This window comes from Pseudonocardia sp. GCM10023141 (assembly GCF_042653605.1).
On record NZ_JBHSIR010000043.1, the window covers coordinates 16,623 to 41,047 of the forward strand.

The 24,425-nt window shown below is 71.4% G+C and carries 26 protein-coding genes; 19 read left to right on the forward strand and 7 right to left on the reverse strand.

Translation table 11 applies throughout. The features are described from left to right. Positions 1–15: 15 nt before the first annotated feature. From folP to ACFPFQ_RS25205, 9 genes are all read left to right on the forward strand, one after another. The gene (folP, locus tag ACFPFQ_RS25165; protein WP_379623281.1) at positions 16–822 is read left to right on the forward strand and encodes a dihydropteroate synthase; all 807 of its coding nucleotides are present in this window, start codon (positions 16–18) and stop codon (positions 820–822) included. Then, a complete protein-coding gene (gene folB / locus ACFPFQ_RS25170; protein WP_379622955.1) occupies positions 819–1,208 on the forward strand; it encodes a dihydroneopterin aldolase in 390 nt (129 codons plus the stop codon). The genes folP and folB overlap by 4 nt, the downstream gene beginning before the upstream one ends. Further along, complete coding sequence (gene folK / locus ACFPFQ_RS25175) at positions 1,205–1,702, forward strand: 2-amino-4-hydroxy-6-hydroxymethyldihydropteridine diphosphokinase (RefSeq protein ID WP_379622957.1); 498 nt, start codon at positions 1,205–1,207, stop codon at positions 1,700–1,702. The genes folB and folK overlap by 4 nt, the downstream gene beginning before the upstream one ends. Further along, positions 1,699–2,157, forward strand: coding sequence for a DUF3180 domain-containing protein (locus tag ACFPFQ_RS25180; RefSeq protein WP_379622959.1), 459 nt, complete (start codon positions 1,699–1,701; stop codon positions 2,155–2,157). Before folK ends, ACFPFQ_RS25180 begins: the two co-directional genes overlap by 4 nt. 95 nt (positions 2,158–2,252) lie before the next feature. Next, positions 2,253–3,548, forward strand: a complete 1,296-nt coding sequence (locus tag ACFPFQ_RS25185; RefSeq protein WP_379622960.1) for a PrsW family intramembrane metalloprotease — start codon at positions 2,253–2,255, stop codon at positions 3,546–3,548. Between the two features lie 225 nt (positions 3,549–3,773). Continuing rightward, positions 3,774–4,706, forward strand: a complete 933-nt coding sequence (locus tag ACFPFQ_RS25190) for a Rossmann-like and DUF2520 domain-containing protein (protein WP_379622962.1) — start codon at positions 3,774–3,776, stop codon at positions 4,704–4,706. Then, the gene (gene panC, locus ACFPFQ_RS25195) at positions 4,703–5,581 is read left to right on the forward strand and encodes a pantoate--beta-alanine ligase (RefSeq protein WP_379622964.1); all 879 of its coding nucleotides are present in this window, start codon (positions 4,703–4,705) and stop codon (positions 5,579–5,581) included. Before ACFPFQ_RS25190 ends, panC begins: the two co-directional genes overlap by 4 nt. A gap of 10 nt (positions 5,582–5,591) precedes the next feature. Next, complete coding sequence (gene panD / locus ACFPFQ_RS25200; RefSeq protein ID WP_379622966.1) at positions 5,592–5,999, forward strand: aspartate 1-decarboxylase; 408 nt, start codon at positions 5,592–5,594, stop codon at positions 5,997–5,999. A gap of 1 nt (position 6,000) precedes the next feature. Then, positions 6,001–6,846, forward strand: a complete 846-nt coding sequence (locus ACFPFQ_RS25205; protein ID WP_379622968.1) for a type III pantothenate kinase — start codon at positions 6,001–6,003, stop codon at positions 6,844–6,846. Positions 6,847–6,883: 37 nt separating this feature from the next. Here the strand turns inward: ACFPFQ_RS25205 and ACFPFQ_RS25210 are convergent, their stop codons facing one another. Beyond that, positions 6,884–7,657 (reverse strand): class I SAM-dependent methyltransferase, encoded by a 774-nt coding sequence (locus ACFPFQ_RS25210; protein ID WP_379622970.1) that lies wholly within the window; start codon positions 7,655–7,657, stop codon positions 6,884–6,886. A 314-nt stretch (positions 7,658–7,971) separates the two neighbouring features. Here ACFPFQ_RS25210 and ACFPFQ_RS25215 point away from each other — a divergent pair, with 314 nt between their 5' ends. The 4 genes from ACFPFQ_RS25215 (at position 7,972) to ACFPFQ_RS25230 (ending at position 12,596) form a co-directional block, all read left to right on the forward strand. Continuing rightward, a complete protein-coding gene (locus ACFPFQ_RS25215) occupies positions 7,972–8,313 on the forward strand; it encodes a histone-like nucleoid-structuring protein Lsr2 (RefSeq protein WP_379622972.1) in 342 nt (113 codons plus the stop codon). Positions 8,314–8,404: 91 nt separating this feature from the next. Further along, positions 8,405–9,214: a siderophore-interacting protein gene (locus ACFPFQ_RS25220; RefSeq protein WP_379622974.1), complete on the forward strand. Its 810-nt coding sequence runs from the start codon at positions 8,405–8,407 to the stop codon at positions 9,212–9,214. A gap of 216 nt (positions 9,215–9,430) precedes the next feature. Then, positions 9,431–11,980: an ATP-dependent Clp protease ATP-binding subunit gene (locus ACFPFQ_RS25225; protein WP_379622976.1), complete on the forward strand. Its 2,550-nt coding sequence runs from the start codon at positions 9,431–9,433 to the stop codon at positions 11,978–11,980. Between the two features lie 181 nt (positions 11,981–12,161). Next, positions 12,162–12,596 carry a hypothetical protein gene (locus ACFPFQ_RS25230; protein ID WP_379622977.1) on the forward strand — a complete coding sequence of 145 codons (435 nt, stop codon included), beginning with the start codon at positions 12,162–12,164 and terminating at the stop codon, positions 12,594–12,596. 31 nt (positions 12,597–12,627) lie between these two features. On the opposite strand, the gene ACFPFQ_RS25235 is transcribed toward ACFPFQ_RS25230, so the two are convergent. After that, positions 12,628–14,115, reverse strand: a complete 1,488-nt coding sequence (locus ACFPFQ_RS25235; protein WP_379622979.1) for an FAD-dependent oxidoreductase — start codon at positions 14,113–14,115, stop codon at positions 12,628–12,630. Positions 14,116–14,278: 163 nt separating this feature from the next. Further along, complete coding sequence (locus ACFPFQ_RS25240) at positions 14,279–15,751, reverse strand: GAF domain-containing protein (protein ID WP_379622981.1); 1,473 nt, start codon at positions 15,749–15,751, stop codon at positions 14,279–14,281. 232 nt (positions 15,752–15,983) lie between these two features. Here ACFPFQ_RS25240 and adh point away from each other — a divergent pair, with 232 nt between their 5' ends. From adh to ACFPFQ_RS25255, 3 genes are all read left to right on the forward strand, one after another. After that, entirely contained in the window at positions 15,984–17,507 is a 1,524-nt protein-coding gene (gene adh / locus ACFPFQ_RS25245) for an aldehyde dehydrogenase (RefSeq protein ID WP_379622983.1), read from the forward strand. Further along, positions 17,507–17,929 carry a DUF779 domain-containing protein gene (locus ACFPFQ_RS25250; RefSeq protein ID WP_379622984.1) on the forward strand — a complete coding sequence of 141 codons (423 nt, stop codon included), beginning with the start codon at positions 17,507–17,509 and terminating at the stop codon, positions 17,927–17,929. Before adh ends, ACFPFQ_RS25250 begins: the two co-directional genes overlap by 1 nt. A gap of 79 nt (positions 17,930–18,008) precedes the next feature. Beyond that, a complete protein-coding gene (locus ACFPFQ_RS25255) occupies positions 18,009–18,605 on the forward strand; it encodes a cysteine hydrolase family protein (protein ID WP_379622986.1) in 597 nt (198 codons plus the stop codon). A 7-nt stretch (positions 18,606–18,612) separates the two neighbouring features. Here the strand turns inward: ACFPFQ_RS25255 and ACFPFQ_RS25260 are convergent, their stop codons facing one another. Further along, the gene (locus ACFPFQ_RS25260) at positions 18,613–18,918 is read right to left on the reverse strand and encodes an antibiotic biosynthesis monooxygenase family protein (RefSeq protein WP_379622987.1); all 306 of its coding nucleotides are present in this window, start codon (positions 18,916–18,918) and stop codon (positions 18,613–18,615) included. Between the two features lie 34 nt (positions 18,919–18,952). Between ACFPFQ_RS25260 and ACFPFQ_RS25265 the strand changes: the two genes are divergently transcribed. Both ACFPFQ_RS25265 and gabP read left to right on the forward strand, forming a co-directional pair. Beyond that, a complete protein-coding gene (locus ACFPFQ_RS25265) occupies positions 18,953–19,759 on the forward strand; it encodes an alpha/beta fold hydrolase (RefSeq protein ID WP_379622989.1) in 807 nt (268 codons plus the stop codon). A 151-nt stretch (positions 19,760–19,910) separates the two neighbouring features. Further along, positions 19,911–21,329, forward strand: coding sequence for a GABA permease (gabP, locus tag ACFPFQ_RS25270; RefSeq protein WP_379622991.1), 1,419 nt, complete (start codon positions 19,911–19,913; stop codon positions 21,327–21,329). Here gabP and ACFPFQ_RS25275 read toward each other — a convergent pair. From ACFPFQ_RS25275 to ACFPFQ_RS25285, 3 genes are read right to left on the reverse strand one after another with little or no spacing between them, the layout of a single operon-like run. Beyond that, positions 21,270–21,734, reverse strand: a complete 465-nt coding sequence (locus ACFPFQ_RS25275; RefSeq protein WP_379622993.1) for a 2'-5' RNA ligase family protein — start codon at positions 21,732–21,734, stop codon at positions 21,270–21,272. The two genes, gabP and ACFPFQ_RS25275, sit on opposite strands and share 60 nt — an antisense overlap. 9 nt (positions 21,735–21,743) lie before the next feature. Then, complete coding sequence (locus tag ACFPFQ_RS25280; RefSeq protein WP_379623283.1) at positions 21,744–22,604, reverse strand: A/G-specific adenine glycosylase; 861 nt, start codon at positions 22,602–22,604, stop codon at positions 21,744–21,746. A 41-nt stretch (positions 22,605–22,645) separates the two neighbouring features. Next, positions 22,646–23,134, reverse strand: a complete 489-nt coding sequence (locus tag ACFPFQ_RS25285; RefSeq protein ID WP_379622995.1) for a beta-class carbonic anhydrase — start codon at positions 23,132–23,134, stop codon at positions 22,646–22,648. Between the two features lie 331 nt (positions 23,135–23,465). Here ACFPFQ_RS25285 and ACFPFQ_RS25290 point away from each other — a divergent pair, with 331 nt between their 5' ends. After that, the gene (locus ACFPFQ_RS25290; RefSeq protein WP_379622997.1) at positions 23,466–24,410 is read left to right on the forward strand and encodes a hypothetical protein; all 945 of its coding nucleotides are present in this window, start codon (positions 23,466–23,468) and stop codon (positions 24,408–24,410) included. The last annotated feature ends 15 nt before the right edge of the window (positions 24,411–24,425 follow it).

Below are 24,425 nucleotides of genomic sequence, written 5' to 3' on the forward strand. Positions count from 1 at the left end.
GGGCGGTGCGTGGTGATGGGCATCCTCAACGTCACACCCGATTCGTTCTCCGACGGCGGCCGCTTCCTCGACCGTGACGACGCGGTCGCGCACGGCGTCGCGATGTGTCGCGCCGGTGCCGACCTGGTCGACGTCGGCGGCGAGTCCACCCGGCCCGGTGCCGGCCGCGTCGCCGCCGAGGTGGAGATGGCGCGCGTCGTCCCGGTCATCAAGGAACTGGTCGCCGAGGGCGTGCCGGTCAGCATCGACACCACGCGGGCAACGGTGGCCGTTGCCGCCGTCGACGCCGGAGCGTGTGTCGTCAACGACGTGTCGGGCGGGCTGGCCGATCCGGCGATGGCTCCGGCGGTCGCCGCGGCAGGCGTGCCGTGGGTCCTCATGCACTGGCGCGGCCACAGCGACCGGATGGGTGATCTGGCCGGCTACGGCGACGTCGTCGGCGAGGTTCGCTCGGAGCTGTTGCAGCGCGTCGACGCCGCCGTCACGGCGGGGGTCGATCCGGCGCAGCTGGTGCTCGACCCCGGGCTCGGGTTCGCCAAGACCGCCGAGCACAACTGGGCGTTGCTCAAGCGGCTCGACGTGCTGCTCGAAACGGGATTCCCGGTGCTGGTCGGAGCCTCGCGCAAGCGGTTCCTCGGCCAGCTGCTGGCAGGTCGGGATGGCGCGTTGCGCCCGCCGTCGGGCCGGGAGGCGGCCACGGCCGCGCTCACCGCGCTCGCCGCACGAGCGGGCGCGTGGGGGGTGCGGGTGCACGATGTGCAGCCGTCATTGGACGCGGCCGCCGTGGTGGCCGCGCTGGCGAGTGAACGGGCACCGGTGTGACGGATCGGATCGAGCTGCGCGGCCTGCGGGTGCGCGGCAACCACGGCGTCTTCGAGTTCGAACGGCGCGACGGGCAGGAGTTCGTCGTCGACGTCACGGTGTGGATGGACCTGGCCCCGGCGGCCGCGTCCGACGACCTCGCCGACACGCTGCACTACGGCGAGCTCGCCCAGCGGGCGGCGGCGATCGTCGGCGGCGAGCCCTGCGACCTGATCGAGACGGTCTCGGCGCGCATCGCCGACGACGTCATGACCGACACCAGGGTGCAGGCCGTCGAGGTGGTGCTGCACAAGCCGCAGGCGCCGATCCCGCTCGACTTCACCGACGTCGCCGTCGTGGCCCGCCGTTCGCGGCGGGCGGGCGGCGCCCGGATCATCCCGGCATGACACGCGCGGTGCTCTCGCTGGGCTCCAACCTCGGCGATCGCTTCGCCCATCTGCAGGCGGCGGTCGCCGGGTTCGCCGACGTGCTCGTGGCGGTCTCCCCGGTCTACGAGACGGCGCCGTGGGGCGGCGTCGAGCAGGACGACTTCCTCAACGCCGTGCTCGTCGTCGACGACGCCGGCACCGACGAGTGGGGCTGGTTGCGTCGCGGTCAGGGGCTCGAGGACGCCTCCGGCCGGGTCCGGGAGATCCGCTGGGGCCCGCGCACGCTCGATGTCGACGTCGTGAGCGTCGACGCGGTCAGCAGCGCCGATCCCGCGCTGCTGCTGCCCCACCCCGGCACCCCGGAGCGCGCCACCGTGCTGCGGCCGTGGCTCGACATCGAACCGGACGCCGTGCTGCCCGGCCGCGGGCCCGTCGCCGACCTGCTGGCGGCACTCGGCCCGGACGCCGAGGCCGGCCTGCGCCGCCGCACCGACCTGGTGCTCGCGCCGTGAAGCCGACCCGCCCCCGCGATCTCCTCGTCGCCGGGTTGATCACGATGCTGGTGGTCAACGTCGTGATCCGGATGACCTACGGCTCACTCCCGGGTTTCCCCCTGCTGGCCGGCGCGACGCTGGGGGTGCTCGCGGTCGCGGAGGCGATCGCCGGGTCCGCGCTGCGCGTGCGGATCCGCGGGGACGAGGGCAGCAGGCCGGTGGAGCCACTCGTCGCCGCCAGGGCCGTGGTGGTCGCGAAGGCGTCGGCGGTGGCGGGTGCGGTGGTGGCCGGGGCCTGGGCCGGGCTGCTCGTGCACGTGGTGCCGCGCAGCGGATCGGTCACCGCGGCCGCCTCCGACGCCGGCTCCGGGATCGTGGGCCTCGTCTGCGCGCTCGGCCTCGTCGCCGGGGCGCTGTGGCTGGAGCACTGCCTGCGCAGTCCCGACAACGATCGCAACCCGCGCAACGGCTGATCGGGCGAACACCCGATCGGTGATCGCCCGTAGGCTCTGCCGCCGAAGCACCCGGAGTCGATGTCCGGGGCGGAGCGCGCGAGGGGGACAGGCCGATGACCGATCGCACCGTGATGCTGCCGACGTCGCAGCGTCAGCGCCGCGGCGTGCTGCTGCCGGTGATCGGGCTGGTGGCGCTGGGCATCTGCGGGCTCATCGTGATCGGGCTCGTCGGCAGCTCGGTCGGCGTGGGTGGGGTCGTCGTCGGCGCGCTCTGCGCGCTGCTGCCGGTCGGTCCGGTGGTGGCCGCGTTCCTGTGGGTGGACCGCTGGGAGCCGGAGCCGCCGCGCCTGCTGCTCTACGCGTTCCTGTGGGGCGCCTGCTTCGCGGCGCTGTCCGCGCTGATCATCAACTCCAGCGCGTCCGAGGTGATCGACGAGCTGCTCGGCCGGGGTGCCGGCGACACGGTGGGCACGGTCGCGATCGCGCCGTTCGTCGAGGAGGCCGTCAAGGGGGCGTTCCTCGTCGGGATGCTGATCTTCCGCAGGCGCGAGTTCGACGGCGTCGTCGACGGCATCGTCTACGCGGGCCTGGTGGCCGCCGGGTTCGCGTTCACCGAGAACATCCTGTACTTCGGCCGGGCCTTCGCCGAGCAGGACACCGCCGGTGCCAGCGGTGGCGTGCTGTTCGTCCTGCTGCTGCGCGGCGTGCTGTCGCCGTTCGCGCACCCGCTGTTCACAGCCATGACGGGCATCGGGGCCGGCATCGCGGCGTCGAGCCGGAGCGTCGGTGTGCGCATCGTCGCGGTTGCGATCGGCTACCTGGGCGCGGTGGCCCTGCACGCGCTGTGGAACGGCTCGGCCTCCCTCGGCGGTGGCGGCGGTTTCATCGGCGTCTACGCGTTCGTCATGGTCCCGCTGTTCATCGCGATGATCGGCGTGATCGTCTGGCAGCGCCGCCGCGAGCAGCGCACGGTGATGGACCAACTGCCCGCCTTCGCGCAGGCCGGGTGGATCGCGCCGAGCGAGATCACGCTGCTCTCGAGCCTCGCCGGGCGGCGCGGCTGGCGGGCGGCGGTGCGGCGCCGGTCCGGACCCAAGGTCGCCAAGTCGGTGTCGCAGTACCAGGCGGCCGTCACGGACCTCGCGTTCCTGCGGGCGAAGATGGAGCGCGGGGCCGTCGGCAACTCGGGGATGTTCTGGCACGAACAGGCGGTGTCGCAGCTGCGCAGGGCGCGCCTGCAGGCCGTCGGGCACCCGGAGGCGCTCACGGTGGCGCTGCGCCACCACGGGCCGGTGTCCGGGCCGCAGGGCTGGACCCCGCCCCCGCCGGGACCACCGCCCTACGTCGCGAACCAGCGGCAGTACCCGCCGCAGCCGCCGCAGAGCTGGCCCGGGCCGCCGCGACCCTAGGAGCCTTTCGCTCGCACACACCGCACAGTGCCCGCACACACCGTGCACGGTGTGTGCGGGCACCCTGCGGTGTGTGCGAGCGCCACCCGGCCCGGTGAAGCCGGTCACGGGCCATGGCCTCGCCGCGCGCCCCGCGTCTACCCTTCGCTGGCGTCAGCGCATCACGAGGCGGTGACTCATCGTCTGGTACCCGCCGAGCGGGACTGGAACGAGCGAGGAGAAGCAATGGGTGCAGGCAGACCCGCCCGGCTCACGGTCGGCGTCGTCTCGGCGGGCCGGGTCGGATCGGTGGTCGGGGCGGCATGGGCCGCGGCCGGACATCACGTCACCGCCACCTCGGGAGTCTCGCGGGCATCGGTCAAGCGGGCCGCCGCGCTGCTGCCCGGCGTTCCCCTCCTCCCGCCCGACGAGGTGGTCGCGGGCTCCGCGCTCGCGCTGCTCGCCGTCCCCGACGACGTGCTCCCCGGCCTGGTGCGCGGGCTCGCCGCGGCCGGTTGCTTCCGTCCCGGCCAGATCGTCGTGCACACCTCGGGCGCGCACGGGGTGGCGGTGCTGGCTCCCGCCACCGAGCAGGGCGTTCTCCCGCTGGCGCTGCACCCGGTCATGACGTTCACCGGTCGCGTCGAGGACGTCGCCCGGCTCGCGGGCTGCAGCGTCGGCGTCACGGCCGCCGCGGGCGACGAGGCGGCCTGGAGCGTCGGCGAGGCGCTCGTCGTCGAGATGGGTGCCGAACCCGTGCGCATCGCCGACGACGTGCGCCCGCTCTACCACGCCGCGCTCGCCCACGGTGCCAACCACCTGGTCACGCTCGTGCGCGACTGCATCGACACGCTGGAGCGCGCCGGCATCAGCCCGGCCGACCGGTTGGTGGCGCCCTTGCTGTCGGCGGCGCTGGACAACGCGCTGCGCCACGGGGACCGCGCGCTGACCGGTCCGGTCGCGCGCGGCGACGCGGAGACCGTCCGCATGCACCTGCGCGAGCTCGGCGACGTCGATCCGGACCTGGCGCAGACCTACCGCGTGCTGGCCGGCCGCACGGCGCGCCGCGCGCTGGCGGCCGGGTTGCTGCCCGAACACGCCGCCAAGGACGTGCTCGGCGCTCTCGACGAGCCACCCACCACACCATCCACAGGCGACACCACCGGGGAGACATCGTGACCACCGCGCGCACCAAGGGCGGCTACGCCGCAGGCACGCTCACGGTGCACCGGACCCCTGCCGAGATCGCGCCGGTCACGCGCGCGCTGCGACTGGCCGGTCGCCGGATCGCGCTCGTCCCGACGATGGGTGCCCTGCACGAAGGCCACCGCGAGCTGATCCGCCACGCCCGCCGGGCCCCCGGGTCCGTCGTCACGGCGGTGTCGATCTTCGTGAACCCGCTGCAGTTCGGGGCGGGGGAGGACCTCGATCGCTACCCGCGACCGCTGGAGGCTGACCTCGAGGCCTGCCGCGAGGAGGGCGTCGAGCTCGTCTTCCTCCCCGGCGTCTCCGACATGTACCCCGATGGCGCCGACACCACCGTCTCGCCCGGCGCGACCGGCGACGTGCTCGAAGGCGCCGTGCGGCCGGGACACTTCGCCGGCGTGCTCACGGTCGTGGCGAAGCTCTTCCACATCGTCGGGCCGGACGTCGCGTTCTTCGGTGAGAAGGACTACCAGCAGCTGATCCTGATCAAGAAGATGGCGCGCGACCTCGACTTCCCGCTCTCGGTCGTGGGCGTCCCGACCGTCCGGGAGGACGACGGGCTGGCCCTGTCGTCGCGCAACGCCTACCTCGACGCCGACCAGCGGGCCCGTGCCGCCACGCTGCAGCGCGCACTCGCCGCGGGCGCCGGCGTCTCAGCACGCGGACCCGGGGCGGTGCTCGAGACGGCCCGTGGCGTGCTGGCCACCGAGCCCGCGCTGCAGGTGGAGTACCTCGAGCTGCGCGACCCCGACCTCGGGCCTGCCCCTGCGGGTGGCCGCGCCCGATTGCTCGTCGCCGCCCGGATCGGCCGGACCCGGCTGATCGACAACGTTTCCGTGCAGCTGTAGGAGCGCCGCCATGTTGCGCACGATGATGACGTCCAAGATCCACCGGGCGACGGTGACGCAGGCCGACCTGCACTACGTCGGTTCCGTCACGGTCGACCGCGACCTGATGGACGCCGCAGGGCTGCTCGAGGGCGAGCAGGTGGCGATCGTCGACATCACCAACGGCGCGCGGCTGGAGACCTACGTGATCCCCGGGCAGCGGGGCAGCGGCGTGATCGGCATCAACGGCGCGGCCGCGCACCTGGTGCACCCCGGTGATCTCGTCATCCTCATCGCCTACGGCCAGCTCGACGAGTCCGAGGTGCGCGCCTACGCGCCGCGCGTCGTGTTCGTCGACGCCCTGAACCGGATCGTCGAGCTGGGCTCCGATCCCGCCCACGCTCCGGCCGGCTCCGGGCTGCTCTCCGGCGCGGTCTGACGTGCTGCTCTGCATCGACGTCGGCAACACCCAGATCGCGCTGTGCCTCTACGCGGACCCCTTCGCCGCTGATGCCGGTGCCGATGCCGCCGAGACCGTGAACCCGGCGCTGGTGCGCTCCTGGCGGATGCGCACCGACCGGCGGATGACCTCCGACGAGCTCGAGGTGTCGATCGACGCGCTGCTGGGCAAGTACGCGCCGCAGGTCACCGGCATCGCCGCGCTGTCGACGGTGCCGAGCCTGCTGCGCGAGCTGCGCATGATGATCGACCGCCGCGGCGGGCCGCACGTCATCGTCGGCCCCGGGGTGCGCACGGGAGTGCCGCTGCTCGTCGACAACCCGCGCGAGGTCGGCGCCGACCGGGTCATGAACACGCTCGCGGCGCACCGGCTGTTCGGCACCGCCTGCATCGTCGTCGACTTCGGCACGTCCACCAACATCGACGTGGTCTCCGCCAAGGGCGAGTTCCTCGGTGGCGCCCTCGCGCCGGGCATCGAGATCTCGATGGAGGCGCTGGCCAGCCGGGCTGCCGCGCTGCGCACGGTGGAGCTGGTGCGGCCGCGGTCGGTGATCGGCAAGAACACCGTGGAGTGCCTGCAGTCCGGAGTCCTGTTCGGGTTCGCCGGCCAGGTCGACGGCCTGGTGCGCCGGATACTGGCCGAGCTCGGACCGAAGGCGGGTCCGGTCACGGTGCTGGGCACGGGCGGGCTCGCACCGCTGATGGCGGGCGACTCCGAGACCGTCAGCGAGTACGTGCCGGACCTGACCCTGCTCGGCCTGCGACTGACCTACCTGCGCAACGCGCGCACCGAGGCCGCCGAGGTCCCGGCGCGCATCGCGAGGTAGCCCGACGGCGGGGGCGGCATGTTGCGGGGGCCGGGTCTCAGCGGCGTTCGGCCCGCAGCACCGTGGTGACCAGCGGCAGGTCGAACGTGCCGGATGCGGTCTCCGGATGGCCGTCGAGGTGGGTGCGCACGCGGTCCAGCAGCGTGGTCCGGTCGGTGGGGTCGAGGGTGAGCACCCACGAGTGGGTGCGCAGCCAGCTCAGCATCCCGGCGGTGGTCGTCGGCACCCGGTGGTGGAACTCGGCGTGCTCGGTGTCGCCGAACGTGCGATCCGCGGGGAACCGCTGGGAACCGGAACTGCGCTGCGATCCGGAACTGCGCTGCGCCGAGCGCTCCGCCCACCCGTTGGCGCGGCGGAAGCCCTCGATCCAGCCGGCGGCGGTGTCCTCGCTGTTCCACAGCGCGGCGAGCACGCCGCCGGAGCGCAGCACCCGCGCCGCCTCGGCGATCGCGAGGCGGGCGTCGAACCAGTGCCAGGCCTGACCCACGAGCACGGCGTCGACGCTCCCGGCCGGCAGCGGGATGTCCTCGGCCGTGCCCGCCAGCGCGGTGACGGTGGTGAGCCGGGTGCGCAGCAGGGCGAGCATCGCCGGATCCGGTTCGACAGCGACCACCCGGGCACCCGGGCGAGCCGCCAGCGCAGCGGTGAGCTTGCCGGTGCCGGCCGCGAGGTCGAGCACATCCAGCGGTTGTCGGGCGGCCACCGGCGCGAGCGCCCATCCGACGGCCTCCGCCGCATAGCCGGTGCGGTGCCGCTCGTACTCGGCGGCCACCGATCCGAACGATCGCGCACGTTGCTTCTCGACCACCATGCGTTCGACCTTACGATGCCGGGTGGCGGGTGTTGCGATGTGAGTCCGGACACCTGAGGCGGCGGTACCGAAACTGCTGGTGAAGGTCGCCACTGGCTTCGGATTGCCGTTCGGAACTGTTCGCAGAACGGGCCCGGACCGACCATCGAGATGCCTCGACCGGCAATCCGGTAATCGTTTCGTCACTGCCCTCGCATGGCGTAGAACGAGCACAGCGAGTTCTCTCGACAGTGTCACTGCAATAGCTATATCGTGCGGCGAGATGGCGGCTCGGCTGCAGTTGGTGAACTGCTGATGAGTGGAGGAGCGCGGCGGTGGCGCAGATCAAGGAGATCCGGCTGATCGACGACCTCGACGGTGCTGGTGCCGACGAGACCGTCGAGTTCGGAATCGACGGCAAGGTGTACGAGATCGATCTGTCCAAGGACAACGCCGGCAAGCTGCGCGATGCACTCGCCGACTTCGTTGCTTCGGCCCGCCGTTCCGGTGGGGCTCGCCGCCGCACGGCGATCACCGCAACGGCGGCGCGGCGCCCGTCGATCGATCGTGAGCAGAATCAGGCGATCCGGGAGTGGGCCCGCAAGCGCGGAATGACGGTGTCCGGCCGCGGTCGCATTCCGGCCGAGGTTCTCGAGGCCTATCACCAGGAGAACTGACCCCGCCCGTGCGGGTCCAGGTCGGGTCCGGCGGTGCGCCGGACCCGTTCCTCTGGTTAGGGTGGCCTCATCAGCTTCTCGAGGAGGCCCAGTGGCACGCAGGATGACCACGCTCGAGGTCCGCCGCACCGAGCGGCTGACTCCCCACATGATCCGGGTGATCGTGGGCGGGCCGGGGATCGCCGAGTTCCCCGACACCGAGCACACCGATCGCTACGTCAAGCTCGTCTTCCCGCAGCCGGGGGTGAGCTATCCCGAGCCGTTCGACGTCGACGCGATCCGCGCCGGGATGCCGCGCGAGACCTGGCCGTCCACCCGCACCTACACCGTCCGCGCGTTCGACGTGGCCGCGGGCGAGCTGACCATCGACTTCGTCCACCACGGTGACGAGGGCATCGCCGGCCCGTGGGCGGCGGCCGCCCGGCCCGGTGACGTGCTGAGGTTGTTCGGCCCGGGTGGCGCCTACGCCCCCGATGCCGCCGCCGACGGCCACGTGTTCATCGGCGACGAGGCCGCGCTGCCCGCCATCGGCGCAGCATGCGAACGGGTGGCTCCCGGTGTACCGGTGCTGGCGCTGCTGGAGGTCGCCGATGCCGATGAGCAGCAGAAGCTCGCCGGTCCTGGCGCCATCGACGTCCACTGGTACCACCGCGACGCCGCCACGCCCGACCAGTTGCTCGAGGCGGTCCGCGCCGCCACGTTCCCGGCCGGCCGGGTCGACGTCTTCCTGCACGGGGAGGCCGGTTTCGTGCGCGACATCCGCAGGCACTTGCTCGCTGAGCGCGAAATCCCGCGGGAGCAGGTGTCGGTCTCGGGGTACTGGCGACGGGGCCGTGACGAGGACGGCTGGCAGGCCGACAAGGCCGCAGAACGGGCCGCTGAGCGGGCCGCAGGCGGCTGACCAGCGGCTGCGTCCCCACGGCCCGAAGCGCGCCTGCACCTCGACGGGCCGATCGACGCGGCCCGGGAATCGACGTTCACCGCTACGTGTTGTACCCACCTGAGCCGTGGACCACGGGCGACACGCACCCACAGCCGATACAGTGGTACAGGGCGTACGCGGCGCAGCGCGCGCCAGTGTTGCGGCGCAGTATGGCGCAGTAGGCGAGGAGTACAGATGTTCGAGAGGTTCACCGACCGAGCGAGGCGTGTTGTCGTGCTGGCCCAAGAAGAGGCCAGGATGCTCAACCACAACTACATCGGCACCGAGCACATCCTCCTTGGCCTCATCCACGAGGGCGAGGGAGTGGCTGCCAAGGCCCTGGAGTCCCTCGGGATCGCCCTGGAGGGCGTCCGTCAGCAAGTCGAAGAGATCATCGGCCAGGGCCAGCAGGCACCGAGCGGGCACATCCCGTTCACGCCGCGGGCCAAGAAGGTGCTGGAGCTCTCCCTGCGTGAGGCGCTGCAGCTCGGCCACAACTACATCGGCACCGAGCACATCCTGCTCGGTCTGATCCGCGAGGGCGAAGGCGTCGCGGCACAGGTGCTGGTCAAGCTCGGCGCCGACCTCAACCGGGTCCGCCAGCAGGTCCTGCAGCTGCTGTCGGGTTACCAGGGCAAGGAGCCCGCAGAGGGCGCCTCCGGTGGCCGTGGCGAGGGCACCCCCAGCTCGTCGCTGGTGCTCGACCAGTTCGGCCGCAATCTCACCCAGTCGGCCCGTGAGGGCAAGCTGGATCCGGTCATCGGCCGGGAGAAGGAGATCGAGCGGGTCATGCAGGTCCTCTCCAGGAGGACCAAGAACAACCCCGTCCTGATCGGCGAGCCCGGCGTCGGCAAGACCGCCGTCGTCGAGGGACTCGCGCAGGCGATCGTCAAGGGCGAGGTGCCCGAGACGATCAAGGACAAGCAGCTCTACACGCTCGACCTCGGCTCGCTGGTCGCCGGGTCCCGCTACCGCGGTGACTTCGAGGAGCGCCTCAAGAAGGTGCTCAAGGAGATCCGCACCCGCGGCGACATCATCCTGTTCATCGACGAGCTCCACACCCTGGTGGGTGCCGGAGCCGCCGAGGGCGCGATCGATGCCGCCAGCATCCTCAAGCCGATGCTGGCGCGCGGCGAGCTGCAGACGATCGGTGCCACCACCCTCGACGAGTACCGCAAGTACGTCGAGAAGGACGCGGCGCTCGAGCGTCGTTTCCAGCCCATCCAGGTGGGCGAGCCCAACGTCAAGCACACCATCGAGATCCTCAAGGGTCTGCGCGATCGGTACGAGGCGCACCACCGCGTCACCATCACCGATTCGGCGCTCGTCGCGGCGGCCACGCTGGCGGATCGGTACATCTCCGACCGCTTCCTGCCGGACAAGGCGATCGACCTGATCGACGAGGCCGGCGCCCGGATGCGCATCCGCCGGATGACGGCCCCGCCGGACCTGCGCGAGTTCGACGAGAAGATCGCGGGAGTTCGCCGTGACAAGGAATCGGCGATCGACGCCCAGGACTTCGAGCGCGCGGCGCACCTGCGCGATTCGGAGAAGCAGCTCCTCGCGCAGAAGGGCGAGCGGGAGAAGCAGTGGAAGTCCGGTGATCTGGACGTCGTCGCAGAGGTCGACGAGGAGCAGATCGCGGAGGTTCTGGCCAACTGGACCGGTATCCCCGTCTTCAAGCTCACCGAGGAGGAGACCTCGCGTCTGCTCCGCATGGAGGATGAGCTCCACAAGCGGATCATCGGTCAGGAAGAGGCCGTCAAGTCGGTCGCGAAGGCGATTCGCCGTACGCGTGCCGGCCTGAAGGACCCGAAGCGTCCGTCCGGTTCGTTCATCTTCGCCGGCCCGTCCGGTGTCGGTAAGACCGAGCTGTCCAAGGCGCTGGCGAGCTTCCTGTTCGGCGATGACGACGCGCTCATCCAGATCGACATGGGTGAGTTCCACGACCGCTACACCGCATCGCGGCTCTTCGGTGCCCCTCCCGGGTACGTCGGTTACGAGGAGGGCGGTCAGCTCACCGAGAAGGTGCGCCGCAAGCCGTTCTCCGTGGTGCTGTTCGACGAGATCGAGAAGGCCCACCAGGAGGTCTACAACACCCTCCTGCAGGTCCTCGAGGATGGTCGCCTGACCGATGGCCAGGGCCGCACGGTGGACTTCAAGAACACCGTCATCATCTTCACGTCGAACCTAGGCACGCAGGACATCTCGAAGGCGGTCGGCCTCGGGTTCGCCCAGGGCAACGACGAGCAGTCGAACTACGAGCGGATGAAGAACAAGGTCAACGACGAGCTGAAGAAGCACTTCCGCCCGGAGTTCCTCAACCGCATCGACGACATCGTCGTGTTCCACCAGCTCACCGAGGACCAGATCATCCAGATGGTCGACCTCATGATCACGCGGGTGGAGGGCGCGCTGGCCAACAAGGACATGGCCATCGAGCTCACGCCGGCCGCGAAGGGCCTGCTGGCCCGCCGCGGTTTCGACCCGGTGCTGGGAGCGCGGCCGCTGCGCCGCACCATCCAGCGCGAGATCGAGGACCAGCTGTCGGAGAAGATCCTCTTCGGGGAGATCGAGCCCGGCCAGATCGTCCTCGTCGACGTCGAGGGCATCGATCCCGATGCCCCGGAGGGCTCGCGCGCGGGCGACGACAAGGCCACGTTCACCTTCCGCGGTGAGCTCAAGCCCGTCCTCGTCCCGGAGATCCCGGCCGACATCGACATGGCGAAGAGCGGCGAGGAGTGAGCTAGCAGCTCCCGCAACTGCCACGAACAGCCCGTCCGGACGACGTCCGGGCGGGCTGTCCGCGTTCATCACTCCACCGGACGGTCCAGGGCGTTGACGCCGACCGGCCGACGCCCGATCATCGTCGGGCCACCCCGTCGGGGGCCGTTCGGTGGCGCTCCCTCGTGGATGGTGGGTGCACATGGCTCGACCGAAGGTGACCGATCCGGACGGCGTCGAGTGGCGCGTGTGGCGGCGCTGGTACGCGTGGCGGCGGTGGGTCACGCTGCGCGATGTGTGGAAGGCGCTGCCGGGCACCGGCGGCGGTGACAACAACGGCAGCAGCAGCAGCGACCTGGACTTCATCCTGGCCATCCCGTTCCTGCTCATCGCTGCGGTCGGCCTGGCCGTGACGGTGGTCGACCTGGCCGTCCAGCTGGTGGTGCTGCCGTTCGTGCTGCTGCTGCGGCTCGTGCGGCTGATGGCGTGGCCGGTGCAGCTCGATCGCAACGACAAGCACTTCCGGACGCTGCGGGTGAAGGGCTTCGGCGCCGCCGCGACGTTGCGCGACGAGCAGGTCGCCCAGGTGCGCGATGGCACCCTCGCGGGGCGCCCGCTGTCGGAGCCGGCGACCTGACGCTGCCCGTTCCGGCACCGCAGGAGCGGGGTTACCGCTGGCCCTGCAGCTGCTTCGCCGGGCCGCACCACTCGCTCAGTACGGCCGCGAGCGTGGTGGCGTCAGGGGCGGAGTCGGCGGCCCACGCGACGTAGCCGTCCGGTCGCACGAGCAGGACCTGCGGTGTGACACCGGCGCGCCGCACGACGGTGCGGGCGGCCACCCGGTCACCCCAGCCGCGGGTGGCCTGGGCTGCTGCCGTGCCGTCGGGGCTCGCATCGACGAGCACGAAGGTGGCGTTGCGCAGCGCCTCGTAGAGCCGCTGGCCGCCGGCCAGCTCCAGGTCGAGGGCGCGCTTGCCGGCGAGCCGGTGCGGGTGCTGCCCGCGCGGTGCGTAGGCGATGCCGACACCGCTGACGAGCCCGCGGGGGCGGCGCCGGATCGCCTCGACGCTCAGCACCGTGCGCATCGCGAACTGCACGATCTTCAGCCCGATATCGGACTTGATCAGGGTGGCGCGGGTCAGGCCGCCGGTCAGCGCCAGCACCATCCTGCCGACGGGATGGCGTTCGGACTCGAACGTGTCCAGCAGCGTCGCCTTGGCGGTTCCGCGGACGACGGCGGCGAGCTTCCAACCCAGGTTCATGGCGTCCCCGATGCCGGTGTTCATGCCCTGGGCGCCGATCGGGGAATGGCTGTGTGCGGCGTCGCCCGCGATCAGCACCCGGCCGGCGCGGTAGTGCTCGGCCTGGCGCTGCTCGGCGAGGAACCGCGACTTCCACCGCGGCTCGCTCATCCCGAAGTCGGTACCGGCGATCCGGGTGGCCGAGTCGCGGAGCTCGTCGGTGGTCAGCGGGGTGTCGATCGCGATGTGGTCGTTGCGCCGGTCCCAGATGATCATCCGGTGGTAACCGTCGCCGAACGGGACCACGAGGCACACGCCCTCGCGGTTGACGGCCGCGGCGACGGCATCGGAGGGCCGGTCGCGCAGCTCGACGTCGGCCAGCGTGATGGGTGTGACGTTCTCCTTGCCGACGAACGTGATGCCCACCGCGCTGCGGATGGCGCTGTGCGTCCCGTCGCAGCCCACCACGTACGCGGCGCGCTCGGTGCGGGAGCCCTCCGGTCCGGTGACCGTCAGCGTGACACCGTCGCCGTCCTGCTCGACGGCGGTGACCTGGGCACCGCGCACGATCTCGACGCCGCTCTCGACGCACCGCTGCTCGAGCATGCGCTCGGTGATGCTCTGCGGCGTGATGAGCATGAAGTTGAAGCGGCTCTCGATCAGCGACAGGTCGATCGACACGCCACCGTTGAGCTGCGCCGCGGGGACGATGTTGCCCTCGGCCACCAGCTCGTCGGCCAGCCCGCGGGCGTCGAGCAGCTCCAGGGTTCGTGAGGCCATGCCGAACGCCCGCGTCAGGTTAGCCTGCTCGCTGCGCTTCTCCAGGAGCGTGCACGAGATCCCCGCCAGCGCCAGCTCGTGAGCCAGCATCAGGCCGGTGGGGCCGGCTCCTACCACGATCACTCGCTCGTCCATCGGACCCTCCCTCGGGTCATTCACGGCTTCCGTAGTGCTACGGTAGCTGTGAATGAGGCTTAATTCAACGGACGTTCAATGAATCACCCCGAACGGGGACGCCGAGGGTGCGAGGTGGTGACGGGGACCTGCCGGTGGAGTGGGGGCCGCGGCCCCGAGCCGATCAGGCGCCGATGAGCCGTCCCGCGAGCACGGCGTGGCGGGGGTCGCGATCGGGGAGCGCGCGGATCAGCCGCTGTGCCAGCTCGACGTCGAGGAGCCCGTCGACCGTGCCCGACAGCGTCCACATCGCGTCGCAGTCACCGCTGGTGAGCACCGCTCGCCGGATGGCGGCGGCGAGCAGCTCCCGCTCCTCGCGCACGCGCGGCGCCTCGGAGCGGGGCAGCAGTGGGCCACGATAGGCGTTGACGGCGTCGCGCACCCGCCCGTCCGCGATGGCGGAACGCACGGCCAGGAAATCGGCGTCCACGCGCGCCTCCAGCCGGTAGGGCTGCGTCCGCAGCGCCGCGGCCCCCAGCGCGACGCGCAGCCGGTGCACCTCGGCGCGCACCGTGACGGTCTTGCCGGTGTCCCCGTGCAGCGCGGTGGCCATCTCGTCGGCGGTGAGCCCTTCGGGGTGCAACGCCAGCATCGTCAACAGCTCGGCGTGGCGCAGCGTCAGCCGCAGCGGGCGGCCGTCGAGGCAGGCAAGCGGGCGGGCGGTGCCGAGGAACGGCAGTGCGAGGACCGCCCGGGGCCGTGCCGTGGAATGGCGCAGCCGCAGCAACCAGCCTTCGGCGAGCGGTTCCAGCAGGCCCTCGCCGATCTCGCCGAGCGTGACCCGGTCGCCGGCGGTCGGCAACGTGACGTGCGAAGGCAGCCAGCCCATCGGCTGTGCCGCGAGCACCCGGCCACCGGGAGCCAGCAGCGCGCCCGGCTCGTCGCGCAGGCCCGCGAGGTGCGGCAGGTTCCGCGCCAGCAGCCGCTCGTCCCGCATCGCGAGCTGCGTCGCGAGGTGGCCCTCGGCGAGCCGTGCCGCGGCGATCACCAGCGCGATGGTGGTGGGGTGGAAGGTGCGAACCGGGCCGGTGACGTCGACCGCGCCGATCACCGAGCCGGTGTCGGGGTCGTGGATGGGGCACGCCGCGCACGTCCAGCTGTGGTAAGTGCGCACCAGGTGTTCGGCCGAGTGGATCTGCACCGCGCGATCGGCCGCCAGCGCCGTGCCCATCGCGTTGGTGCCGATGCTGTCCTCGGCCCACCGGGTGCCCTCGACGAGCCCGACACGCTCGGCGGTGCGCAGCACGTCGCGCTGGCCCTCCCGCCACAGGATGTGGCCCTGCGCATCGGTCACGATCATCATGTGCATCGCCTCGTCGGCGATCGAGACCAGCGTGTCGCGCAGCAGCGGCAGCACGGCGGCCAGCGGGTGGCCGCTGCGGATCCGGCCGACCTCGGTGTGCTCGTAGATCCGTGGCGGGTCGCCGCGCTCGGGGTCGACGCGCGCGGCGAGCGAGCGCTCCCACGAGTCGGAGATCAGTTCCCTGGGTGCCGGACCGCCGTGGTCGCCGCTGAGCACCGCCTCGCGGACCCTGGCGAGATCACGGGCTCGCTGAACCGGGTCGATGACGGTTGCCTGGCTGCCGTAGTCGGGCACGTAGCCTCCACGCCTGCGCTCGACGGCGTCCGATGCGGTGCCGCGCCGCGCTCTTCCTCAGTCTCCAGCATCCGCGTGCCCGGCAGCTCAGGCAACCTCCTTCGCAGACGCACTGGCGGAACGGTCAGGTGGGGTGCTCCGCATCTGCGGGTGATCGGCTGCAACCCATCTGCAACCCCCCGCTGATTACGGTCTGCGGCCACCTGACCTCGACGAAGTGGAAGGACCCCAGATGGCCAAGTACGCGGCTCCCGGCGACTCCGGCAGTGTCGTCACCTTCAAGACCCGCTACGACAACTTCATCGGCGGTGAGTACGTCGCGCCGGTCAAGGGCCGGTACTTCGAGAACCCCACGCCGGTCACCGGCCAGACCTTCACCGAGGTCGCCCGCAGCACCGCGGAGGACGTCGAGCTCGCACTCGACGCCGCCCACGCGGCCGCTCCGGCCTGGGGCAAGACGTCGGTGACCGAGCGCGCCAACATCCTCAACAAGATGGCCGACCGCATCGAGGCGAACCTCGAGATGATCGCCATCGCCGAGGCGTGGGAGAACGGCAAGGCCTGCCGCGAGACGCTGGCCGCCGACATCCCGCTCGCGATCGACCACCTCCGCTACTTCGCGGGCGCGATCCGTGCGCAGGAGGGCAGCCTCTCCCAGATCGACGACGACACCGTCGCCTACCACTTCCACGAGCCGCTCGGCGTCGTCGGGCAGATCATCCCGTGGAACTTCCCGATCCTGATGGCGATCTGGAAGCTCGCACCTGCACTTGCCGCGGGCAACGCCGTGGTGCTCAAGCCCGCCGAGCAGACGCCGGCGTCGATCCACGTGCTCAACGAGCTCATCGGCGACCTGCTGCCCGCGGGCGTGCTCAACATCGTCAACGGCTTCGGCGTGGAGGCGGGCAAGCCGCTCGCGTCCAACAAGCGCATCCGCAAGATCGCCTTCACCGGTGAGACCACCACCGGCCGGCTGATCATGCAGTACGCGTCGGAGAACCTGATCCCGGTGACGCTGGAGCTCGGCGGCAAGAGTCCCAACGTCTTCTTCAACGACGTGGCGAGCTCGAACGACTCGTTCTACGACAAGGCGCTCGAGGGCTTCGCGATGTTCGCCCTCAACCAGGGCGAGGTCTGCACCTGCCCGTCGCGCGCCCTGATCCAGGGGGAGATCTACAACGACTTCCTCCAGGACGCCGTCAAGCGCACCGAGCAGATCAAGCAGGGTGACCCGCTCGACACCGAAACGATGATGGGCGCGCAGGCGTCCAACGACCAGCTCGAGAAGATCCTTTCCTACATCGACATCGGCCGGCAGGAGGGCGCGAAGGTCCTCACCGGTGGGGAGCGCGCCGACCTCGGTGGCAACCTCTCGGGCGGCTACTACATGCAGCCGACCATCTTCGAGGGCAACAACTCGATGCGGATCTTCCAGGAGGAGATCTTCGGCCCGGTGGTCTCCGTGGCCCGGTTCTCCGACTACGACAACGCGATCGACATCGCCAACGACACGCTCTACGGGCTCGGTGCCGCGGTGTGGTCGCGCGACGGCAACGTCGCCTACCGGGCCGGACGTGACATCCAGGCCGGCCGGGTGTGGGTGAACAACTACCACGCCTACCCCGCGCACGCGGCGTTCGGCGGCTACAAGCAGTCCGGTGTGGGTCGCGAGAACCACAAGATGATGCTGGACCACTACCAGAACACGAAGAACCTGCTGGTCAGCTACTCGCAGAACGCCCAGGGCTTCTTCTGATGAGTGACCAGCCGGCGGAGGCGCCCATTCCGGAGGTGCCGGAGTCCGGCAACGAACGGGTGGCGCTGTCGCCGGCGGCCGCGGCGCTTCTCGTCAAACTGACGGAGATCCACGGGCCGTTGATGTTCCACCAGTCCGGTGGATGCTGCGACGGGAGCTCGCCCATGTGCTACCCGGACGGCGATTTCAAGATCGGCGGCTCCGATGTGCACCTCGGCGATCTCGCGGTCGAGGGGTTGGCACCGATCGGCTTCTACATGTCGGAGTCGCAGTTCGGGTACTGGAAGCACACCCACCTCACCGTCGACGTCGTGAAGGGTCGCGGCAGTGGGTTCTCGGTCGAGGCACCGGAAGGTGTCCGATTCATGATCCGCTCGCGGCTGTTCTCCGATGAGGAGTCGGCAGCGATCAACGGAGTCTGACTGCGGTGCAGATGGCGGTGTCCGAGCGTGGGCCGATGGCCCACGCTCGGACCTGTCCGCGACAGGAGAGGAACCACCCATGTCCGAGCCCGCAACGTTGCGCGCGCTCAGCGGCCTTCCCGCCGCTCCGGCGGCGCTCGCCGAGTCCACGCTGATCATGATCGACTGCCAGAACACCTACACGCGCGGCGTGATGGAGCTCGAGGGCGTCGAGAAGGCCCTCGACCAGGCCGAGGCGCTGCTGGACCGCGCGCGCTCGGCAGGCGTCCCGATCATCCACATCCAGCACGACGCGGGGGAGGGATCGCCGTACGACGTGCGTGCCGAGATCGGCGCGATCGTCGACAGGGTGGCGCCCCGCGGTGACGAGCCCGTGATCGTGAAGGCGTTCCCGAACTCGTTCGTCGGTACCGACCTGCACGAGCGGCTCACCGCCGCCGGCGCATCGAACCTCGTGCTCGCCGGGTTCATGACGCACATGTGCGTCAACTCGACGGCTCGCGGCGGCTTCAACCTCGGCTACGCGCCGACGGTGGTGGCCAACGCGACCGCCACCCGCGCACTCCCGGGCAACGACGGCGCCGTGTCGGCGGCGGCGTTGCAGGCCGCGAGCCTGGCCGCCATCGGCGACCTGTTCGGCATCGTGGTGGACGACGCGGGGGCGATCCCCGGCTGAGGGCGGCTCAGGACGCGGTCGAGTGCTGGACCACCTCGAACTCCAGCAGCGCCGAGCCGGAGGACACCGGGCGGGCGCGCTCGCCGGAGTGCGCCTCCATGGCCGGGCCCTTCAGCCACGCCTGGAACGACTCGTCGCTGTCCCAGTGGGTGACGACGAAGTAGCGGTTGTCGCCGGAGACCGGGCGCAACAGCTCGAAGGAGAGGAAGCCCGGCTGCCCGTCGACGGCGTGCAGGCGGTTGGCGAACCGCTTCTCCAGCTCGGGGCCCGCGCCCTCGGGAACCTCAATCGCATTGATCTTCACAACGGCCATGCCGTCCAGATTAGTGCCGGCGTAGGTTCCGGGTGTGCGGCGCACTGTGCGGACCAGTGACTCTCTCGAGCTGGAGATCGTCGAGTTCGGGGGCTCCGGCGAGCCGATCCTGCTGCTGCACGGGCTGATGGGCCGGGCCACCACCTGGTGGTCGGCGGCGCGCTGGCTCACCGCACACGGGCGCGTGCTGGGCCTGGACGCTCGCGGCCACGGCCGGTCCACGGCCCGCGGGCCGTGGACCACGGAGCGCATGGCGCTCGACGCCGCGGAGGTGCTGGAGTCGCTGGTGCGCGAGTCGGGCGGTCCGGGTGTGGTGATCGGGCACTCGATGGGCGGGCTGCACGGCCTGCTGCTGGCCGCGCGCCGGCCCGATCTGGTGCGGGTGCTGGTCGTGGAGGACATGGCCGTCGACTTCCGCGGCCGCAGCGCCGAGGACGCCCGCGCGTGGTTCGGTGCGCTCCCGCAGCCCTTCCCGGCGCTGGCCGCGGTCCGGGAGGCGTTCGGGTACCCCCGGCCCGAGTTCGGTGACTACATGGCCGAGTGCGTCGAGGAGCGGGCCGACGGCTACCACCTGCTCGCGTCGATCGAGCACGTCGTCGAGATCGCGGCGGAGTGGGCGCAGGTCGACCACTGGGCGGCGCTGGACGCCGTGCGCTGCCCCACGCTGCTGATCGAAGCGGCCGAGAGCGTGGCGCCGCCGGGGCAGATCGAGCGGATGGCAGGGCGGATCGCCGATGCGCGCCACGTCCGGTTGCCGGGCACGGGGCACCTGGTGCAGGCCGGGGACCCGGTGGCCTACCGGACGGCCGTCGCGGAGTTCCTGCGCGAGCAGCGGGTCTGACGGCCCTTCCTGCAGATCAACGGACGGCGTGGGCTGACCGCTCCCTTACGGGTACGTCAAGCGTGGCTACAGCGTCTGGCGGGAGCCGCCCGGCGGTGTGACGATGCGCCGAATGCCCCGTGATCCGGGGCCGCTCGTCGGAGGGACGCACATGGCTGAGGCCGGAACTGCACTGAGCGCCGGGTTGAAGAACCGGCACGTCACCATGATCAGCATTGCCGGTGTGATCGGCGCCGGCCTGTTCGTCGGGTCCAGCGGGGCGATCGCCTCGGCCGGGCCCGCCGTGCTGATCGCCTACGCCATCGCGGGCCTGCTGGTCGTCTTCGTCATGCGGATGCTGGGTGAGATGGCGGCCGCCAATCCCGACTCCGGCTCGTTCTCCACCTACGCGGACCGGGCGATCGGCCCCTGGGCCGGCTTCACGGTCGGCTGGCTGTACTGGTGGTTCTGGGTGCTGGTGATCCCGGCCGAGGCCACCGCGGCAGCCAAGATCCTCAACGCCTGGATCCCGGCGCTGGACCAGTGGGTGTGGGCGCTGGTCATCACGCTCGTGCTGACGGTCACCAACCTGTTCAGCGTGGCCAACTACGGCGAGTTCGAGTTCTGGTTCGCCATGCTCAAGGTGGTCGCGATCATCGGGTTCATCGCGATCGGCCTGCTGGCCGTGCTCGGCCTGCTGCCCGGCAGCGGGGTGAGCGGGGTGTCGCACCTGTTCGACACCGGCGGCTTCATGCCCAACGGGTTCGGGGCCGTGATCGCCGCGGTGCTGCTGACGATGTTCAGCTTCATGGGCACCGAGATCGTCACGATCGCCGCCGCGGAGTCGGACAACCCCGCCGAGAAGATCGGCCGGGCCACCCGCTCGGTCATCTGGCGGATCTCCCTGTTCTACCTGGCCTCGATCCTGCTGGTCGTCGCGATCGTGCCGTGGAACGACCCCGCGCTGGCGAAGGACGGCTCCTACCAGTCCGCGCTGGACATCATCGGGCTCCCGGGGGCCAAGGCGATCGTCGACATCGTCGTGCTGGTCGCGGTCGCGAGCTGCCTGAACTCGGCGCTCTACACGGCGTCGCGGATGATGTACTCGCTCGGCAGGCGCCGCCAGGCCCCGTCCGGCGTGATGCGCACGACGGGCAACGGGGTGCCGCGGGTCGCGGTGCTCGTGTCGACCGCGGTCGGGTTCCTCGCCGTCATCGCCAACTACGCGGCACCGGACCAGGTGTTCACGGCGCTGGTGGCCACCTCGGGCGCGGTGGCTCTGCTGGTGTACCTGGTGATCGCGATCTCGCAGCTGCGGCTGCGGGGCAAGCTCGAGCAGTCGGGCACGCCGATGCCCGTGCGGATGTGGGCCCACCCCTACCTGACGTGGGTCGTCATCGTCGCGATCGTCGGGATCCTCGGCTACATGGCCACCCGCGAGGGCTCGCGCTTCGAGCTGCTGATGACGGCGCTGCTCGCCGTGATCGTCATCGTGGTCGGGGTGCTCACCACCCGCAACCGGCCGGTGCCGTCAGGCGTCGCCGTCGACGAGCTCGACGACGCGGGCACGTACGGGCGTGATCGGGTGTAGCTCGGCGAAGGCCCTGCCGGGCTCCGCGGTGGCCAGCACGCAGTGCGGCAACCAGGTGCCCGGCAGGTAGGCCGCCACCGGCCCCTTGACGCGCCCGGCGAGAGCGTCGTGCACCGCAGCGTGCACGGCGAGCAGTTCGGCGTCCACCACGGCCGCGAGCACGAGCTCGTCGGGGCGCCCGGCCACCGTGCCGAGCGTCGCGAGCCAGATCGACGGCAGTGCGAGCAGCCGCAGCTCCGCCGCGACGGCCGCGCGCGCCGGGGCCGGGATGGTCGTCGCGGCAGCCACCGTGACGGCCGGGCGGGTCGACGGCACGGCGATGCCGGTTGCGGCGAGCCGAGCCCGCAACGCGGCCACGGCGTCGACGGCGTCGTCGTCGAGCCGGAAGCGGATGGTCTGTGCCACGGCCGGGCCCTATGCCGGGAGCGCGAAGCGGCCGTCGTCGTGCTGCTCGGCCAGCCCGTCGTCGAGCAGCGAGTGCAGGCAGCGGTCGCGCTGCCCGGCGTCGGACCAGGCCAGGTCGAGCACGGCCTTCTCGACGGGGTGCTCGGCGTCCCGCAGCACGTCGAGCAGCCGTCCACGGACCTGCCGATCGGTGCCGGCATAGGTCTGCACCGCCTTGCGCGGTCCGGTGTACTCGGGACGGCCGGCGAGCTGCCACGCACACACCTCGTGCACCGGGCAGCTGCCGCACCGCGGGGTGCGGGCCGTGCAGACGAGCGCACCGAGCTCCATCAGCCCGATGGAGATCGTGGCGGCAGTGGTGTCGTCGGCCGGCAGGAGCGCGTCGACGTCGGCGAGATCCGCCTTCACCCGGGCCGGACCGGCGTCACCGGCACCGTGCACGGCCCTGGCCACGACGCGGCGGACGTTGGTGTCGACGACGGGGCAGCGCCGCCCGTAGCCGAAGGCGGCGACGGCGCGCGCCGTGTAGCTGCCGATCCCGGGCAGTGCCTCGAGCGCGTCGATGTCGGACGGGACGGCGTCGCCCTGCTGCGTGGCGATCACCTCGGCCGCGGCGTGCAGGCGCAGTGCACGGCGCGGGTAGCCGAGCTTCCCCCAGGCCCGCAGCACATCGGCGCGCGAGGCCGCGGCGAACGCGGACGGCGTGGGCCAGCGCTGCATCCAGTCGAGCCAGATCGGCTCGACGCGCGCGACGGGCGTCTGCTGCAGCATGAACTCGCTGACCAGTACGCCCCACGGGGTGGTCTCCGGACGGCGCCACGGCAGGTCACGCTTGTTGACGAGGTACCAGTCGAGTACGAGATCGGGCAGCGGCACGGATCGAGATCGTGCCACTGCCCGTTCCCGTGCGACTACACGACCTCGTTGAGCTTCCCGGTGGCGACGTCGAAGACGAAGCCGCGGACCTGGTTGGTGTGCGGGATGAACTTGCTGGCCCTGATCCGCGCGATGGACTGGCGGACGTCCTCGTCGAGGTCGGGGAAGGCCTCGGCGGCCCACTCCGGCTTGATGCCGGTGTCGTCCTGGATCGACTTCTTGAAGCCGTCGTCGGTGAAGGTGAGCATCCCGCAGTCGGTGTGGTGGATCAGGATGATCTCCTGGGTGCCGAGCAGTCGCTGGCTGATGGCGAGCGAGCGGATCTCGTCGTCGGTGACCACGCCACCCGCGTTGCGGATCACGTGCGACTCGCCCTCGTTGAGGCCGAGGATGGCGTAGACGTTGAGCCGTGCGTCCATGCAGGCGAGCACGGCCACGTGCTTGGCGGGCGGCAGCGGCAGCGGTCCCTCGAACGTCTCCGCGTAGCGGGCGTTGTTGGCGAGCAGTTCGTCCGTGACGGACATGGGTGTTCCCTTTGCAGATCGGGAGTTCCGGGTGGCGTCGCGGGCTCGGGCCCACGACGGTGGGCACGGCTCGGCCGCGCGGCGACCCGGACGTGCGGGATCGCGCTACGCGGCCCAGCGACAGAACTCGTCGAAATGCGTGATGCGGCGGCTCGGCCAGAAGGCCTCGAGGAACATGCGCATCACCTCATGAGTGTTGCGCGTTAGTCCGTTGGGGGCAAGCGGGCGCCCGGGCGAGGGTCCGTCGGGCGAGTGCAGCTCGGCGCGTCGCGACGCGCCGGTCCCACGCGGGTCCGCAACTTATGGTAGTCGATCAGATACTCTGAGTGACATGTGGGAGCCGGTCGGACCGCTGCCCGCGTCGGTCTACTGGAGACGGCGCTGGGTCGCTGCGGCATCGACGGTGCTGGTGATCGCACTCGCCGTCCTGTGCGTCTCCGCACTGACCGCTCCGAAGGTTCCCGCAGGTGACGGTGTCACGGCACTCGCCGCGAACCGCGCTGCACTGTCCGCTCCCCAGCAGGTCTCCCCGTCCCCGGCGGCTCCAGAGCCCGTCGAGGGAACCGTCGTGCAGCCACAGGCGCTGTCGCAGGTCCTCTCCGACGCTCTGTCGTCGCCGGGGACGGCGGGACCCGGACCGATCGTCACGCCGTCCTCGCGCGGCGCAACCGCGCCCGACGCCACGGCGTCCGCGACGCCGACGGCCACTCCGGCCCCGCCTCCCACCCCGCCCGCCGGGCCCACCACCACCCCGCCCGCCGCCACAACCACGCCCCCGGCCACGCCCCCGGCCACGCCTGCGGCCGTGCCGGAGGGCCGTCCCGACGAGAACGCGCGCCCGGCCGCGGCCGCGTCGCCCCCGCCGCCGTCGACCGGCCCGGTGGCCTGCACCAACCCGATGATCGCCGCGAGTGCCGAGGTGGACCAGCCCGAGCACCGCCTCGGGGATCGCGTGGTGCTGCGCCTGGTGATCAGGAACATCAGCGGCCAACCGTGCTTCCGCGACCTCGACGGCCAGCGCCAGGAGGTCGTCGTGTGGAGCAACGACCTAGCCACGCGCCTGTGGTCGAGCAACGACTGCGCCAACCCGTCGAACCCCGACCTCCGGACGCTCGTGCCCGGCCAGCCCGTGGTGTTCTCGGTGACCTGGGCGGGCGGCACGACGACGCCGGGCTGCGTGGCCCCGCGCAAAGCGGTGCCGGCAGGCCCGTACCGCGTGATGACGCGGCTTGACGACGTGATCAGCGCACCGGTGCCGCTGACGTTGACACCCTGAGGCGCCCGGCCCCCA

What these genes read in the sequence shown, in the direction of transcription:
- folP (WP_379623281.1), top strand. Translation starts at nt 16, where the DNA reads ATGGGCATCCTCAACGTCACACCCGATTCGTTCTCCGACGGCGGCCGC.
- folK (WP_379622957.1), top strand. Translation starts at nt 1,205, where the DNA reads ATGACACGCGCGGTGCTCTCGCTGGGCTCCAACCTCGGCGATCGCTTC.
- ACFPFQ_RS25185 (WP_379622960.1), top strand. Translation starts at nt 2,253, where the DNA reads ATGACCGATCGCACCGTGATGCTGCCGACGTCGCAGCGTCAGCGCCGC.
- ACFPFQ_RS25190 (WP_379622962.1), top strand. Translation starts at nt 3,774, where the DNA reads ATGGGTGCAGGCAGACCCGCCCGGCTCACGGTCGGCGTCGTCTCGGCG.
- panD (WP_379622966.1), top strand. Translation starts at nt 5,592, where the DNA reads ATGTTGCGCACGATGATGACGTCCAAGATCCACCGGGCGACGGTGACG.
- ACFPFQ_RS25210 (WP_379622970.1), bottom strand. Translation starts at nt 7,657, where the DNA reads ATGGTGGTCGAGAAGCAACGTGCGCGATCGTTCGGATCGGTGGCCGCC.
- ACFPFQ_RS25225 (WP_379622976.1), top strand. Translation starts at nt 9,431, where the DNA reads ATGTTCGAGAGGTTCACCGACCGAGCGAGGCGTGTTGTCGTGCTGGCC.
- ACFPFQ_RS25230 (WP_379622977.1), top strand. Translation starts at nt 12,162, where the DNA reads ATGGCTCGACCGAAGGTGACCGATCCGGACGGCGTCGAGTGGCGCGTG.
- ACFPFQ_RS25235 (WP_379622979.1), bottom strand. Translation starts at nt 14,115, where the DNA reads ATGGACGAGCGAGTGATCGTGGTAGGAGCCGGCCCCACCGGCCTGATG.
- adh (WP_379622983.1), top strand. Translation starts at nt 15,984, where the DNA reads ATGGCCAAGTACGCGGCTCCCGGCGACTCCGGCAGTGTCGTCACCTTC.
- ACFPFQ_RS25250 (WP_379622984.1), top strand. Translation starts at nt 17,507, where the DNA reads ATGAGTGACCAGCCGGCGGAGGCGCCCATTCCGGAGGTGCCGGAGTCC.
- ACFPFQ_RS25255 (WP_379622986.1), top strand. Translation starts at nt 18,009, where the DNA reads ATGTCCGAGCCCGCAACGTTGCGCGCGCTCAGCGGCCTTCCCGCCGCT.
- ACFPFQ_RS25260 (WP_379622987.1), bottom strand. Translation starts at nt 18,918, where the DNA reads ATGGCCGTTGTGAAGATCAATGCGATTGAGGTTCCCGAGGGCGCGGGC.
- gabP (WP_379622991.1), top strand. Translation starts at nt 19,911, where the DNA reads ATGGCTGAGGCCGGAACTGCACTGAGCGCCGGGTTGAAGAACCGGCAC.
- ACFPFQ_RS25285 (WP_379622995.1), bottom strand. Translation starts at nt 23,134, where the DNA reads ATGTCCGTCACGGACGAACTGCTCGCCAACAACGCCCGCTACGCGGAG.
- ACFPFQ_RS25290 (WP_379622997.1), top strand. Translation starts at nt 23,466, where the DNA reads ATGTGGGAGCCGGTCGGACCGCTGCCCGCGTCGGTCTACTGGAGACGG.